Source organism: Streptomyces sp. NPDC046821, from assembly GCF_040645335.1.
Lineage (GTDB): Bacteria > Actinomycetota > Actinomycetes > Streptomycetales > Streptomycetaceae > Streptomyces.
Genome location: NZ_JBEYYB010000030.1, coordinates 13,654 through 27,692, shown reverse-complemented (window position 1 = coordinate 27,692; position 14,039 = coordinate 13,654). Strand labels below are relative to the sequence as shown.

The window sequence follows — 14,039 nt, the reverse complement described above, 5'->3', positions numbered from 1 at the left end:
ACGGCGATGAACTGGCCGACGTCGTTCTGCGCGGCTTCCATCAGCTTCGGGTCGCGGCGGAGCAGGCCCTGGGTGTTGCGTCGTTCCACGCGGTCTGACGCGCTCCGGTTCCAAGCCCCCTAAGGGCTACAACCATCCGGACGGGTCGCGTGTCCCACCAATCAGGAGCAACGCACTCCAACAGTCACAAGGGGGAAACATGCGATACAGCCGATCTGCCCTGACCGCCATGGCTGTGGCGGCCCTGACGATCGGGGGCACGACCGCCCTGGCGTCTCCCGCCTCCGCCGCGCCCAACACCACCCCGCAGAAGGTCTGCGGCAGCAGCTACAAGACCGTCAACTCGGCGGCCGTCGGCTCGCGGGGCACCGTCTACCTCACGTACAACGCGACCAACGGCAAGAACTGCGTCGTGACTATTCGCAGCAACCCGGGCGCCACCATGGACATGTCGGCCTGGATCTATGTCCCCGACACCGACCAGGGGGCCCAGGACTACGGCCGGTACACGTCGTACGCCGGTCCCACCTACGTCTACGGCAAGGGCCACTGCGTGGACTGGGGCGGGAACATCGACAACGTGTACGTCCAGGTGACGGGTTCCAACTGTGCCTCGCTCAAGGAGCACCGGGTCACCACCACCCGCTGACCCACCCCGCTCCTGAGCATTGCCGGCTCGCCCTGGCGCACCTCACGCACGAGGTGCGCCAGGGCGAGCACTGCTGTCCGCCCCCGCCCCCCATGTCCTCCGAGGCCTGTAATTAGCTCGTACGCAGAGCTAAAATTGCCGCATGGCCATGGACGAGGTCACCGACTCCTCCGCCGACGCACTCGCCGACACGCTCGCCGCTGTGCAGCGCCTGACCCGGCGCAGACTCCGGCACGGTCTGAGCGCGCCCCTGTTGCGCGGTGCGCAGGTGGAGCTGTTGCGGCTGGTTGGCGACCGGCCCGGGATGCGCGTATCGGAAGCCGCACGGGAACTGCACCTCGCGGGGAACTCCGTTTCCACGCTGGTGAATCAGCTGGTCAAGGCCGGCTATCTGCGGCGTGAGACCGACCCCACGGACCGCCGGTCGGCACTGCTGTACGCGACCCCTGCCGCCCTGGCCCGGCTGCATGACTGGCAGGTGCGGCGGGGCGCTTTGATGCGGGAGCAGCTGGCGGCGCTCGACCCGGCGGACCGGGCCGCGCTCGCTGCCGCGCTGCCTGCCCTGCGCAAACTCGCCGACAACCTGCACGAGGGCCCGGCGGCCACGCTCCGCACGGAACCAGCACTGGGAGATCCGGGAGGTGCAAGGACATGAGTGACGACGACCCCGCGGTGTGCTGCCGGGGACTGGAGTACGCGTTCGGTGAGACCCGGGCCGTGGACGGCCTCGATCTGAGAGTCGACCCGGGCGAGGTCTTCGGGCTGCTCGGGCCCAACGGCGCCGGCAAGACGACCGCGATCCGCTGCGTCACCACGCTCCTCCCGGTGCCGGGCGGCCGCGTCTCCGTGTTCGGCCACGACGCGGCGACCGAGCGCATGGCTGTCCGCCGGCTCCTCGGGTACGTGCCTCAGCAGCTTTCCGCCGACTCCGGCCTCACCGGACGCGAGAACGTGACCCTGTTCGCCCGTGTCTTCGACGTCTCCCGGCGCGAACGGGCCCGCCGGGTGAGTCAGGCGCTGGAGGCGGTCGGCCTCACCGACTCGGCGGACCGGCTGGCCAAGACGTACTCGGGCGGCATGGTGCGCCGGCTCGAACTCGCCCAGGCGCTGGTCAGCGCTCCCCGGCTGCTGATCCTCGACGAGCCGACCATCGGCCTCGACCCGATCGCCCGGACCAGCGTGTGGGAGCACATCAACGCGGTCCGGCGCGCCACGGGAATGACCGTCCTGGTCACGACCCACTACATGGACGAGGCCGATCAGTACTGCGACCGCGTCGCGCTCATGCACCGGGGACGCGTCCACGCGCTCGGTACTCCCGACGGGCTGCGGCAGGAGTTGCACGAGCGGCGCAGCGACGGCGCCGGGCCCGAAGTGTCCGAGGGACCCTGGCCGACCTTGGAGGACGTCTTCCGTGACGTCGCCGGCCGTGGTCTCGCCAATGACGGTGGCGAAGGTGGTGACTTCAGCGATGTCCGCAGCACCCGCCGCACCGCGTCCCGTCTCGGCTGAACCGGCCGAGTTCGACCTGCTGCTGACCCCGCCCACGGCACGTACCGGATGGCGTGTGCTGCCCGCCCGGGTCGTGGCGCTGTGCGCGGTGGAGTTCCAGAAGCTCCGCCACGACCGCACGGAGCTGTACACGCGGGCGGTGCAACCTGCCCTGTGGCTGCTGGTGTTCGGGGAGACGTTCACCCGTATCAAAGCCATCCCGACACACGGCATCCCGTACATCGACTTCCTCGCGCCGGGCATCATCGCCCAGTCCGCGATGTTCATCGCCATCTTCTACGGGATCATGATCATCTGGGAGCGGGACGCCGGGATCCTGACCAAACTCCTGGTCACGCCCACTCCACGCGCGGCGCTGATCACGGGCAAGGCCTTCGCCGCGGGCGTCAAGGCGCTGATCCAGGCTGTCGTCGTGGTGGTCATCGCGGCGCTTCTCGGCGTGGCCCTGACCTGGAATCCGCTGCGGCTGCTCGGTGTGGCCGTGGCCGTGGTGCTCGGCTCGGCGTTCTTCTCCTGCCTGTCGATGTCCATCGCCGGCATCGTCCTGACCCGGGACCGCCTGATGGGTATCGGTCAGGCGATCACCATGCCGCTCTTCTTCGCGTCCAACGCGCTGTATCCGGTGGCGATCATGCCGGGCTGGCTCCAGGCGGTCAGCCTGGTCAACCCGCTGAGTTACCAAGTCGACGCGCTGCGTGGCCTGTTGTTGGGCACGCCGTCCCACCTGCCTCTTGATTACGGGGTGCTGACGGTGTCCGCGACGCTCGGCATCATCGCGGCGTCCTCGCTGCTGCCCCGCCTGGCGAGATAGGCGGCAGCCCTCGGGTCAGGCACCCACGGATCAGGCGCCCACGGTCCCGTCGATGCCTTCGCGCAGGAAGTCGGCGTGGCCGTTGTGGCGGCCGTATTCGAGGAGGACGTGCACCATCACCATCCGCAGCGAAACGTCCTGGCCCCACCGCGGCTGGTGTCCGATCTTGTCGAGGGTCTCGGCCTCCCGCTCGATGCGCCGCGAGTTCTCGACCTCGGCCTCCCAGGCGGCGAACGCCTCGGCCCCGGTCGACCGGCTCGCGTCGTACGCCGCCTGGAAGTCGATCTTGTCGGACCAGACCATCGGTGCGTCGTTCTCCTCGAAGACCCGGCGGAACCAGGCCCGCTCAACCTCCGCCATGTGCCGCACCAGACCGAGCAGCGACAGCGTGGACGGGGGCATGGACCGCTGCCGCAGCTCCTCGTCGGAGAGCCCTTCGCACTTCATGGCGAGCGTCGCGCGATGCAGGTCGAGGAACGCCCGCAACGTGTCCCGTTCGTTTCCGGCACTGGGCGGCTGTACGCGCCGGTCGTCGGTCACTTGCCACACACCCCTCATCCCCGTCGCTGATCAGGGCCGAATGTACTCGCACGGGGGACGTTCGGCCGATAGCGTCCGCAGACCGACAGGCAGACGATGGAACCGAGGGGTTCGGGAGCCACGTTCGGACCCGGTCGGGCCCTGTTCGGGACCCTCGGACGCTCGGCATGGCCAGACCAGGAACGAATGGAGGGAGCCGTCATGATCGAGGTAAAGGCGGCCAACAAGCCCGATGAGCGGCGTGATTTCCCCCGCGGGCACCTCGAAGCCGTCCACCTCACGGGGCTCGACTTCGCCGTGGGCACGTTCGAACCGGGGTGGCGCTGGTCCGAGTCCGTGGGTCCGATCGTGGGCACCAAGAGCTGCAAAGTCCACCACAACGGATTCGTCGTCGAGGGGCGAATGCGCATACGGATGGACGACGGCGGCGAGAGCGAGGTCGGACCGGGCGACGTGTTCGTCATCCCGCCCGGACACGACGCCTGGGTCGTCGGGGAGGACGCGGTCGTGATGTACGACTTCGCGGGCACCATGGCCAAGGAGTACGCGAAGCCGGCCGACGGATAGCCGGGCCCGCTCCGAGGGGAGTTTCATCGGGGCTGTCACGAGTGGAAACCGCATCAGGGCTGTCACGAGCTGTGCCGTGACAGCCCCGTCGTCTGTCTCGCTCACGTCGGCAACTGGTCAACGTCATTGGTTCAGGCGGGTGTTGAGGCGGGCTGCCTGGCGGGTCAGATGGTCGCGCTCGGCGAGGTTGGGGGCCTTGCGGGCCGCATCGGCGTACAGCTGTGCCGCCGTCGCCAGGTCTCCGTCGCGCTCATGGAGGTAGGCCGCGACGGCGGTGTGGCGCGGCAGGGAGTCCTTCACCTCCGCGAGCGCGGCGAGGCCGGCGCGCGGTCCGTCGGCCTCGCCCACGGCCACCGCGCGGTTGAGCCGGACGACCGGGCTGTCGGTCAGGGCGGCCAGCTCGTCGTACCACTCGACGATCTGCACCCAGTCCGTCTCCTCGGCGGTCGGTGCGTCGGCGTGGAGTGCGGCGATGGCGGCCTGGGCCTGGAACTCGCCGAGCCGGTCGCGGGCGAGGGCGTTCTGGAGGATGCCGATGCCCTCGGCGATCAGCTTCGTGTCCCACCTGCCGCGGTCCTGTTCCGCGAGCGGCACCAGGCTGCCGTCGGGCGCGGTCCGGGCGGCGCGGCGGGCGTGGTGGAGCAGCATGAGGGCGAGCAGGCCGGCCACCTCGGGGTGGTCGACGGCGGTGGCGAGCTGCCGGGTGAGGCGGATGGCCTCGGCGGAGAGGTCGATGTCGCCGGAGTAGCCCTCGTTGAAGACCAGGTAGAGGACGCGAAGGACGGTGGCGACGTCGCCCGGCCGGTCGAACCGCACGTCGGAGACGGTGCGCTTGGCGCGGCTGATCCGCTGCGCCATGGTCGCCTCGGGCACCAGGTACGCCTCGGCGATCTGGCGGGTGGTGAGTCCGCCGACGGCGCGCAGCGTGAGCGCGACGGCGGACGACGGGGTCAGCGACGGGTGGGCGCACAGGAAGTAGAGCTGGAGCGTGTCGTCGGCCGAGGGCGCGGGCCCGGCCGGCGGTTCCTCGTCGACGCGGTCCTCGCGCCGGCGGCGGGCGGCGTCCGCCCGGGTCGCGTCGAGGAAACGGCGCCAGGCCACGGTGACCAGCCAGCCCTTCGCGTCCCGCGGAGGGTCGGCCGGCCAGACTCGGAGCGCTTCGACGAGCGCGTCCTGCACGGCGTCCTCGGCCGCCGCGAAGTCGGCTCCGCGGCGGACGAGGATCGTGAGCACGCTCGGCGTGAGGCTCCGCAGGAGGGCCTCGTCCATCGCGTGCGTCACTCCGTGACGATGGGCGGAGCGGCCAGGAACGGGCGCAGCTCCAGCCACTCGTGGATCGGCTTGCCGCCGGCGCCGGGCGCGGCCGACAGCTCGCCGGCCAGCTCGACGGCGCGCTCGTAGCTGTCGACGTCGATCACCATCCAGCCCGCGATGAGGTCCTTGGTCTCGGCGAACGGCCCGTCGGTGACCGGCGGGCGCCCCTCACCGTCGTACCGGACCCACGTCCCCTCGGGAGCGACCGCCTGGCCGTCGACGAACTCGCCGGTCTTCTCGAGCTTGGCCGCGAAGTCGTGCATGTACTGCATGTGGGCCGAGATCTCCTCCGGCGTCCACTGGTCCATGCACACGTTGTTGACCGGGTCCGGGGCGCCGCGGTAGTGCTTCAGGAGCAGGTACTTGGCCATGGTGTTCTCCTCGGTGCTGTGCGACCCGTTCTGGCCGCGTTCACTTCGGGGACGGAGCCGGTCACGGGTTCTCGACATCGCCGTCCGACCTTTTTTCAAGTTTTCCGGACGAGCGTACGCAGAGCCGAGCGTACGTAGCGTCGGGGCCGGATCAGCGCTCCCGTGCCCGGCCTGTTCGGAGCTAACCTGGAAGGGTTCGTCGACCTGTCGTGGTCGGTCCGAGGATGTGATGGTCATGGGCGTCGAGCAGGTTCACCGGGCGTATTCCTTCGTCTGTCTCAGCTGCGGTCACGGCTGGGAGGCGGAGTACGACATACGGCTGACCACGGAAGACGCCGACCATTTGCACGCCGACTACTTCCTGGACGGGCACAAGGTGCATTCGCCGCTCAACGAGAGCCGATGTCCGAGCTGCGACAGCAAGCACGTCCGCGTGCTCCGGCCCGGTCGCGTGAACTTCACCCGCCTGTTCACCGACTGACGTCACACACCCGCTTCACGCTCAGGCCGGTCGGCCGCAGGTGTCTTCGTACGCCTGCCGATCCGCGTACGTTCCCGGTTCCGGCGCCTCGTCCTTGTCGCGGCGCAGGGCCAGGAGTCCGGCGAGGAGCAGCGCGCCGAGTACCGAGCCGGACGCGGCGGGCCAGCCGCCGAGTGTGATCAGGGGGGCGGCGAGTGCGGAGCCCGCCACTCCGGCGAGGAAGTACAGGAGCAGGTAGACGCCGCTGAGGCTGCCGGCGCGGTTCGGGTCCACGGCGAGGATGCGTGCCTGGTTGGCGGCCTGTGCGGTGAAGCAGCCCGCGTCGAGGAGGGCGAGGCCCGCCGCCGTGACGGCCGGGCGGTCCAGGCCGGTGCAGAGCAGGGCGGTGCCCGCAGCGGCGGCACCCATGCTGACGCAGATCACCGTGCGCGGCCCGAACCGGTCGCTGAGCCGCCCGGCGACCGGCAGCGCCGCGAAACCCAGGGCGCCGGCCAGGCTGTAGAGGCCGATGGCGGCGGCGTCGAGCCCGTACGGGGGTTGCGCGAGACGCACGGTGAGGGCGACCCAGACGAGGCTGAACGCGAAGTACCAGAGGCTGCCGTTGACCACGGCACGGCGCAGGGTGGGGAAGCGGCGCAGGAGGCCGGGGAGTGCGGTGAGGGTGGCCAGGTAGGTGGGGGTGGGGGTTGGGGTGGGCTTGCCCTGGCGAGTGGGTGCGGGGCGGTCGCCGTCCGGCGTGGGTACGGCCCGATCGCCATCCCCCATAGGAATGGGCCGCGCATCAGGCAACCTCCGCCACGCCCCCGCCGCGCACCCCAGCACCAGCCCCGCGAAGGTCAGCAGCATCCCGCGCCAGCCGAGCGCCTGCGCGAGCGCGCCCCCGACCAGCCGGCTCAGCAGGATCCCCGCCGACATCCCCGCGGCGACCAATGCGACGGCCGATCCGCGCCGCTCCCCCGGCACCGACCGTCCGGCGATCGCCGACGCCTGCGCGCTGACACTCGCACCCGCCCCGATGATCACGTACGCGACGAGCAGCGTCCCCAGCCCCTGCGCGGCTGCCGCGAGCAGCAACCCGCAGGCGAGCAGGGAGAGTTGGCCGGTGACGAGGCGGCGGGGCGCCGCGCGGTCGGCCAGTGGCAACAGGAAGGCGAAGCCGGCGATGCAGCCGACGAGTGCGGCCGTCGTGACGAGCCCGATGGCGGCCATCGAGGTGCCGGTGCCGCGCGCGACATCCCCGAGCGCGGGCTGGACGGCGTAGTTGTTGGCGAGGGCGATCCCGGCCGTGCAGGCGAGCAGGCCGACGTCGCCGCGGGCCCGGCTCATGGCGCGTCGTCGCGCACGAGGACCACGGCGTAACGGCATTCGTGGTCGGTGGAGTTGATGAAGACGCAGGGCGCGGGCGGGCCCAGTTCGACGGTGTCGCCCTCGTCGAGTTCGTGCACCGACTCGCCTTCGTGGAACGTGAGATGGCCCTCGATGACCCAGATGAGCTGCCGGTGGAACGCGAACGCGGCGGCGGGGTACGGGACTTCGGACCCGGCGGGCAGCCGGATCTCCGCCATCTCGGCGGGGAATCCCGGCCCGGAGATCTGCCGTCGCGTGTAGCCGGTGTCGGGGTCGAGCCACTGCGGGGCCGTGTCGCCACGTCGTACGCGATCCTCGCCCGCGCCCGGGTCGAGCAGGGTGGCGACGCTGAGCTGGAACGCCGCCGACAGCTTGCCGAGGACCACGGCGGTCGGGTTGCTCTCGCCGCGCTCGATCCGGTTGATCATCGCCCGCGAGACCCCGGACTCCTGCGCCAGCTCGGCCAGTGTCCACCGGCGCCGGTCCCGCTCCGCACGGATGCGTGAGCCGATGCGCTCCACCAGGGGGTCTACGATATTGGACATGAATCCACTATACGAGAACGACGTGCGGGCGGTGACGGTCCGCCCGGCGGAGGCGGGCGACCTGGACGCCGTCCTCGCCATCCGCAACCACGCCATCGAGCACGGCACGGCACTGTGGACGGACACCCCTCAGACCCGCGAGGAAGGCGCGGCCTGGCTCGGCGCACACCTGGAACGCGGCTCGGCGTACGTGGCCGAGCGGGGCGGCACGGTCGTCGGCTTCGGCGCGTACGGCCCCTGGAAGGACTACTCGGGCTTCCGCCACACCGCAGAAAACTCGGTGTACGTCGCCGAGGGCCACCACGGCTTCGGCATCGGCTCCACGCTCCTCGGCACGTTGGTCGCCTCCGCCACGGCAGCAGGTCTGCACGTCATGATCGCCGGCATCGAGGCGGGCAATGCGGCGTCCGTCCGCCTCCACGAACGCCACGGCTTCGAGCACGCGGGCACGGTGCGCGAGGTGGGCACGAAGTTCGGCCGCTGGCTCGATCTGACGCTGATGCGGCGGCAGTTGAACGACACGCCGCCGAGCTGAGCACACACCTTCGGTCAGCCGCTGCCGCTTCCCCACTCCTCCCGCACGCACGCCTGACAGCCATGAGCTCGTGAGCGTGTCGCACTCCACACCGCCCCCCGGCCTCTTAAATAGGGATTTCGGATGCGCATTTGCTAGCGTGAGGCCATGCGGCTGACGAAGTTCACCGACCTGGCACTGCGCGCGGTGATGCGCCTCGCGGTCCCCGAGAAGGGCGGCCCCAGAAGCGGTTCCGGGGGCACCTCCCTCACCACCCGCGAGGTGGCCGAGGTCATGGACGTGCCCTACGCGCACATGGCCAAGGCGATCACACGACTCCAGCACCTCGGCGTACTGGAGGCCCGGCGCGGTCGCGGCGGCGGGCTCGATCTCACCCCGCTCGGCCGGCGAGCGTCGGTCGGATGGCTGGTGCGGGAGCTGGAGGGCCAGGAAGAGGTGGTCGCATGCGACGGCGATCCGCCGTGCCCGCTGCGCGGCGCGTGCCGCCTGCGGGGTGCGCTGCGTGACGCGCAGGAAGCGTTCTACGCCGCGCTCGATCCGCTTACGGTCGCCGATCTCGTCACATCACCCACCGGCCCGGTCCTCGTCGGACTGACCAGCCGCCGCGACGCCGACTGACCCTCTCTCCCCTGAGATTCCCACCCTGCCGGGTGGCGATCTCGCACGCCTCTAAATACGAAGATCATTCACCAATTAAGCACCAACTAGGAGTCCCCCGTGCTCTCCGAGCAGTCCACCCCGGTCATCCGCGCCACGCTCCCCGCCGTGGGCGCGGCCATCGGTGAGATCACCGAGCTGTTCTACGCCAACCTCTTCGCCGACCGTCCCGAACTGCTGCGGGACCTGTTCAACCGCGGGAACCAGGCCAACGGAGAGCAGCAGAAGGCCCTGGCGGGTTCCATCGCCGCCTTCGCGACCATGCTGGTGGAGCACCCCGACGCCAGGCCGGACGCGATGCTCGGCCGGATCGCCCACAAGCACGCCTCCCTCGGCATCACGTCCGACCAGTACAAGCTCGTCCACCAGCACCTCTTCGCCGCGATCGGCGAAGTCCTCGGCGATGCGGTCACCGAGGAGGTGGCGGCGGCCTGGGACGAGGTCTACTGGCTGATGGCCAACGCGCTCATCGCCATCGAGGCCCGCCTGTACCAGGAGGCCGGCGCCGCCGAGGGCGACATCTGGCGGCAGATGGAGATCACCGGCCGCCAGGAGGAGACCCCGGACACCGTCTCCTTCACCCTCCGCCCCGCCGACGGCAGCGCCACGGGCCCGTTCCGCGCGGGCCAGTACGTGAGCGTCCAGGTCGAACTCCCCGACGGCGCACGGCAGATACGCCAGTACAGCCTGTCGTGCGCACCGGGCAGCCCCGAGTGGCGCATCACCGTCAAGCGCGTCGCGGGCGCGGCCACGCCGGAGGGCGAGGTGTCCTCCTGGCTGCACGAGAACGCTCAGGCGGGTCAAGTCCTCACCGTCTCCGCCCCGTTCGGCGATCTCGTCCTGCCTGAGGGCGACGGGCCACTGCTCCTTGCGTCCGCCGGTGTGGGCATCACTCCGATGCTGGCGATGCTCGACCACCTGGCCGCCGAGTCAACGCCCCGTGCGCTGACGGTCGTTCACGCCGACCGCACCCCGGCCGACCACGCCCACCGCGACGAACAGCACCGCCTCGTCGACGCCCTCCCGGGCGCCTCCCTTCACCTCTGGTACGAGGAGCCGGGCTCTACAGCACCCCAGGCCTCGACCGGCCAGGCCGACGTGACCACCCTCGACCTGCCCGAAGGCCTGACCGCCTACCTGTGCGGCCCGCTCCCCTTCATGCGCGCTGTACGCGGTGACCTGCTGCGCCGGGGAGTTCCCGCGGAGTCGATCCACTACGAGGCCTTCGGCCCGGACCTGTGGCTCGGCGGGGAATGAGACTCAAAACCAACGAGTACGAGTAGAAGGGCGCCACATCAATGAACACGACCGCGGAGGCCGCCGTCACCGCCGTGTCGTTCGTCTGGTTCGGGATGGTCCTGGCGATCTCCTTCCTGGAGGCGCCGCTGAAGTTCCGCGCCCCCGGAGTGACGATCCCGATCGGTCTGGGCATCGGCCGTCTCGTCTTTCGCGCGCTGAACTTCGCAGAGGCCGCGTTCGCGGCGATCGTGCTGGTCGCGGTCGCCGCAGGGGGCGCGCCTACGCCCGTCCTCGTACCGGCGGTGGCCGTGCTCGTGCTGTTCGCGGCTCAGGTCGGAGTGGTCCGCCCCGGACTCAACCGGCGGTCCGACCGCGTCCTGGCCGGCGAAGACCTGCCACGCTCACGCGGGCACCTGTATTACGTCGCCCTGGAAACCGCCAAGGTCACGGCCCTGCTCGCCCTGGGAATCACGACGCTCGCGCGGTGACCTCGGCAGGGGCCTGGGCCACTGCCGGCTTCTTGATGGCAGTACGGATGGGGGCTGTCAGTACGGCAAGACAGCCGACGACCAGGCCAATACCCGCCCACCCCAGTACGGGCAGCCGCTCGCCGACGACGAGCACGGCCAGTACGGCGGCGACGGCGGGCTCCAGCAGCGAGAGCGTGGTCGCGGTGCTCGCCGGCACGTGCGCGAGACCCCACCCGAACAGGACGTAGCCGAGGAACATCGGCACCAACGCCATGTACGCCCCCACGCCCGCGTTGGACCACGAGTCGAGAAGCGGGGCGCCGGTCGCGACGAGCACCGGCAGGAGCATCAGCCCGCCGATCCCGAAGACGGTACCCATGGCCGCGCCCGAGGTGACGCCACGGCTGATGAGCCGGTGTGCCGCCCAGGAGTAGAGCGCGTAGGTGAATCCGGCTACGAGTCCCAGGCCTACGCCGAGGACGGTCGACCCCGCGGACCGGGCGCCGGAGGCGGAGTGGCTCTGGGTTGCTTCGGCCACGCACAGCAGGACGGTTCCGGTGAGGCCGAGGGCGGCGCCGGTCATCCAGCGGCGCGTGAGGCGGCGTCCGTCCACGACGCGTTCGACGAGGGCGGAGGCGAGGGGCGCGGAGCCGATCGACACGACGGTTCCGGCGGCGACGCCGGCCAGGTGCATCGAGGTGTAGAAGGCGAGAGGGTACGCGCCGACCGCGAGCGCGCCGAGCACGACGACGCCGCGCTGTGCGCGCAGGCCGGATGCTTCCCTGGCTATGCGGGGTGCGGCGATGAGGGCTTGGAGAAGTCCGCCCAGGCCCATCGCGGCGGCACCGATCGCGAGGGGGCCGACTGCGGGGGCGAAGGTGGCGGCGGTTCCTGTGGTGCCCCAGAGGATCGATGCGATCAGTACGCAGAGGGATCCGACGCCCGCCGATCCGGCGACCCGTGTCACACCACCGTCAACCCGCGTCACAGCCGGTCCAGCAGGTCGGCGGCCATGACCCGCGCGTGCTCCAGCCGCGTGCCCGCGCTCTCCAGGCCGGCCCGCGCCATGGCCCCTTCGAGCAGGAATGCCAGGTGCTCGGCCGTGGCCCTCGCCTTTTCCGGCTGTCCGGGAAGCAACTCCTCCAGGTGCGCGGCGATCAGGCCCTCCACTTCCTCCTTGTGGCGTCGCACCATGTCCCGGCCCTCGTGCCCGGCGGGGAGTTCGGCGGCGGCGTTGAGGAGCCCACAGCCACGGAATCCGTGCTCGTAGGCGAAGGCCGCGTGATCGGCGTAGGCATCGAAAACGGCGAGCACGCCGACGCGACCAGGCCCGACTCCGGCTTCCCTGACACCGGTCCCGGCTTCGGCTTCCGCTTCCGCTTCGGCTTCCGCTTCGGCTTCCGCTTCGGCTTCGGCTTCGGCTTCGGCTTCGGCTTCGGCAAGCCGCCCCCGATACAGCCCCAGCCACTCCTCATGGCGGGCGTCGAGATAGGCCATCACCAAGTCAGCCTTGGAGGAGAAGTTGTTGTACAGGCTCATCTTCGCCACGCCCGCGTCGGCGGTGATCGTGTCGATGCCTGTCGCCGAGACCCCTTCCGCGTAGAAACGGCGCGCGGCGGCGGCAAGCAGCCGTTCCCTCGCGCTCCCCCGGCGCTTACGGGGCTGTGTCGCCCCGCGGTCGGTGTCAGCCATGGCCACTCCTCGCATTAATTAGGTAGACCAGTCTACCTAAGCAAGCAGCCGGGCAGCGCCCCCGTCACGTAAGACTCGTAGCCTCCGCAGGCGCACCGTGCGCCGCCTTCTCCCGACGCGGCAACAGCAGCGGCGTGGCCAGCATCAGCACTCCCGCCGCCGCGATCGCCGTACGCAGACCGACAACAGAGGCGAGCAGACCCCACAGCGCAGTCAACGCAGCGATGGAGGCGCTGCTGCTCACCGACCACGCGGTCAGCATTCGGGCGATGCGATCCGGGGCGGTGTGTTCGAGGCGATACGTGGAGAGCACCGGGCCGAACAGGGCGCAGCTGGTCACCAACCCGAGCTGGACGGCCATGATCAGGGCCATCCCGGGGATGCCGGGCCCGACGAACGCCAGGCCGACGGACCAGCAGGCGCGCAGCGCACCCGCCGTGTACATCACCTTGTGCTGCCCGAACCGGGCCACGAGCCGGCGCGCCAGGCGTGCGCCGATCAGGCCGCCGATGCAGGGCGCGGCGAACACGAGCCCGTACTGCCAGGGCGCGAACCCGAGGCGGCCGAGGAGGAGTACGGCAAGGAGCGGCTCGGTCGCCATGATCAGGCCGTTGACCAGGATTCCGTTGAAGAACAGGGGGCGCAGCGTGGCGTGGGTGAGGATGTAACGCCACCCTTCGACCAGATCGCTCGCCCTCAGTCGCGCCGACGGTTTGCGGGCGGGGCGTGGTTCCGTTCCGCCCATGGCTCGGATGCCGAGGGCCGAGAGCAGGTAGCTGACCGCGTCGGCCAGCACGGTGACCACCGGGCCGAACATCGCGATCGCGGCTCCGCCGAGCGGTGGCCCGGTCAGCGTCGACGTCCACGTGGTCGATTCGAACCGGCTGTTCGCGACGAGCAGGTCCTCCGGCGGAAGCAGCGACCTCAGATACGCGCCACTGGCCGCACTGAAGGCGATGTTCGCCGCCGCTACGACGACCGAGACAACGAGAAGTTGAGCGAAGCTGAGCCAGCCGAAGACGTACGCGGCTGGAACGCTGATGATCGCCGCGAACCGGATCAGGTCCATCGCGATCATCACCGGCCGCTTACGACGGAACTCCACCCACGGCCCGAGCGGCACGGCAGCCACGGCTCCCACCGCCCGCCCCATGGCCGCCAGCGCCGCCACCTGCGTCGGCCCGGCGTGCAGCACAAGGATCGCGATCAGGGGGAACGCGCCGAATCCGAGCGAGGTGCCGTACGAGCTGACGGCGAACGCGGCCCACAGGAGTCCGAACTGCCGCCCGAGCTTCCTGCCACCGGACAT

The 14,039-nt window shown here is 70.5% G+C and carries 18 protein-coding genes; 10 read left to right on the top strand and 8 right to left on the bottom strand.

What is annotated here, in order from left to right:
* Positions 1 to 199: 199 nt before the first annotated feature.
* From ABZ893_RS35915 to ABZ893_RS35900, 4 genes are all read left to right on the top strand, one after another.
* Entirely contained in the window at positions 200 to 649 is a 450-nt protein-coding gene (locus tag ABZ893_RS35915; protein WP_361412535.1) for a spore-associated protein, read from the top strand.
* Between the two features lie 148 nt (positions 650 to 797).
* Positions 798 to 1,304: a MarR family transcriptional regulator gene (locus ABZ893_RS35910; RefSeq protein ID WP_361412545.1), complete on the top strand. Its 507-nt coding sequence runs from the start codon at positions 798 to 800 to the stop codon at positions 1,302 to 1,304.
* Entirely contained in the window at positions 1,301 to 2,161 is an 861-nt protein-coding gene (locus ABZ893_RS35905) for an ATP-binding cassette domain-containing protein (protein ID WP_361412533.1), read from the top strand. The genes ABZ893_RS35910 and ABZ893_RS35905 overlap by 4 nt, the downstream gene beginning before the upstream one ends.
* Positions 2,121 to 2,972: an ABC transporter permease gene (locus ABZ893_RS35900; protein ID WP_361412531.1), complete on the top strand. Its 852-nt coding sequence runs from the start codon at positions 2,121 to 2,123 to the stop codon at positions 2,970 to 2,972. The genes ABZ893_RS35905 and ABZ893_RS35900 overlap by 41 nt, the downstream gene beginning before the upstream one ends.
* Before the next feature lie 30 nt (positions 2,973 to 3,002).
* Here the strand turns inward: ABZ893_RS35900 and ABZ893_RS35895 are convergent, their stop codons facing one another.
* Positions 3,003 to 3,512, bottom strand: coding sequence for a DinB family protein (locus ABZ893_RS35895; protein WP_361412529.1), 510 nt, complete (start codon positions 3,510 to 3,512; stop codon positions 3,003 to 3,005).
* Positions 3,513 to 3,713: 201 nt separating this feature from the next.
* Here ABZ893_RS35895 and ABZ893_RS35890 point away from each other — a divergent pair, with 201 nt between their 5' ends.
* Entirely contained in the window at positions 3,714 to 4,079 is a 366-nt protein-coding gene (locus ABZ893_RS35890; RefSeq protein WP_361412527.1) for a cupin domain-containing protein, read from the top strand.
* 123 nt (positions 4,080 to 4,202) lie between these two features.
* On the opposite strand, the gene ABZ893_RS35885 is transcribed toward ABZ893_RS35890, so the two are convergent.
* Together ABZ893_RS35885 and ABZ893_RS35880 are read right to left on the bottom strand one after the other, a co-directional pair.
* Entirely contained in the window at positions 4,203 to 5,348 is a 1,146-nt protein-coding gene (locus tag ABZ893_RS35885) for a DUF6596 domain-containing protein (RefSeq protein WP_361412543.1), read from the bottom strand.
* An 8-nt stretch (positions 5,349 to 5,356) separates the two neighbouring features.
* Positions 5,357 to 5,764 carry a YciI family protein gene (locus ABZ893_RS35880; protein WP_361412525.1) on the bottom strand — a complete coding sequence of 136 codons (408 nt, stop codon included), beginning with the start codon at positions 5,762 to 5,764 and terminating at the stop codon, positions 5,357 to 5,359.
* Between the two features lie 235 nt (positions 5,765 to 5,999).
* Between ABZ893_RS35880 and ABZ893_RS35875 the strand changes: the two genes are divergently transcribed.
* Positions 6,000 to 6,245 carry a hypothetical protein gene (locus tag ABZ893_RS35875; protein ID WP_361412523.1) on the top strand — a complete coding sequence of 82 codons (246 nt, stop codon included), beginning with the start codon at positions 6,000 to 6,002 and terminating at the stop codon, positions 6,243 to 6,245.
* Positions 6,246 to 6,266: 21 nt separating this feature from the next.
* On the opposite strand, the gene ABZ893_RS35870 is transcribed toward ABZ893_RS35875, so the two are convergent.
* A complete protein-coding gene (locus ABZ893_RS35870; RefSeq protein WP_361412521.1) occupies positions 6,267 to 7,571 on the bottom strand; it encodes an MFS transporter in 1,305 nt (434 codons plus the stop codon).
* Positions 7,568 to 8,137 (bottom strand): XRE family transcriptional regulator, encoded by a 570-nt coding sequence (locus tag ABZ893_RS35865; RefSeq protein ID WP_361412519.1) that lies wholly within the window; start codon positions 8,135 to 8,137, stop codon positions 7,568 to 7,570. The genes ABZ893_RS35870 and ABZ893_RS35865 overlap by 4 nt, the downstream gene beginning before the upstream one ends.
* Here ABZ893_RS35865 and ABZ893_RS35860 point away from each other — a divergent pair.
* The 4 genes from ABZ893_RS35860 to ABZ893_RS35845 all read left to right on the top strand — a co-directional run bounded on the left by ABZ893_RS35860 (position 8,136) and on the right by ABZ893_RS35845 (position 11,056).
* On the top strand, positions 8,136 to 8,672 hold the full coding sequence (locus tag ABZ893_RS35860) for an N-acetyltransferase family protein (RefSeq protein ID WP_361412517.1): 537 nt from the start codon (positions 8,136 to 8,138) through the stop codon (positions 8,670 to 8,672). The two genes, ABZ893_RS35865 and ABZ893_RS35860, sit on opposite strands and share 2 nt — an antisense overlap.
* 147 nt (positions 8,673 to 8,819) lie before the next feature.
* Positions 8,820 to 9,290, top strand: a complete 471-nt coding sequence (locus ABZ893_RS35855) for an Rrf2 family transcriptional regulator (protein ID WP_361412515.1) — start codon at positions 8,820 to 8,822, stop codon at positions 9,288 to 9,290.
* A 99-nt stretch (positions 9,291 to 9,389) separates the two neighbouring features.
* A complete protein-coding gene (locus tag ABZ893_RS35850) occupies positions 9,390 to 10,586 on the top strand; it encodes a globin domain-containing protein (RefSeq protein WP_361412513.1) in 1,197 nt (398 codons plus the stop codon).
* A 41-nt stretch (positions 10,587 to 10,627) separates the two neighbouring features.
* A complete protein-coding gene (locus ABZ893_RS35845; protein ID WP_361412511.1) occupies positions 10,628 to 11,056 on the top strand; it encodes a hypothetical protein in 429 nt (142 codons plus the stop codon).
* Here ABZ893_RS35845 and ABZ893_RS35840 read toward each other — a convergent pair.
* The 3 genes from ABZ893_RS35840 to ABZ893_RS35830 all read right to left on the bottom strand — a co-directional run bounded on the left by ABZ893_RS35840 (position 11,037) and on the right by ABZ893_RS35830 (position 14,039).
* Positions 11,037 to 12,005, bottom strand: coding sequence for an EamA family transporter (locus tag ABZ893_RS35840; protein ID WP_361412509.1), 969 nt, complete (start codon positions 12,003 to 12,005; stop codon positions 11,037 to 11,039). The genes ABZ893_RS35845 and ABZ893_RS35840 overlap by 20 nt on opposite strands.
* A gap of 17 nt (positions 12,006 to 12,022) precedes the next feature.
* On the bottom strand, positions 12,023 to 12,730 hold the full coding sequence (locus tag ABZ893_RS35835) for a TetR family transcriptional regulator (RefSeq protein WP_361412507.1): 708 nt from the start codon (positions 12,728 to 12,730) through the stop codon (positions 12,023 to 12,025).
* A 64-nt stretch (positions 12,731 to 12,794) separates the two neighbouring features.
* Entirely contained in the window at positions 12,795 to 14,039 is a 1,245-nt protein-coding gene (locus ABZ893_RS35830; RefSeq protein WP_361412505.1) for an MFS transporter, read from the bottom strand.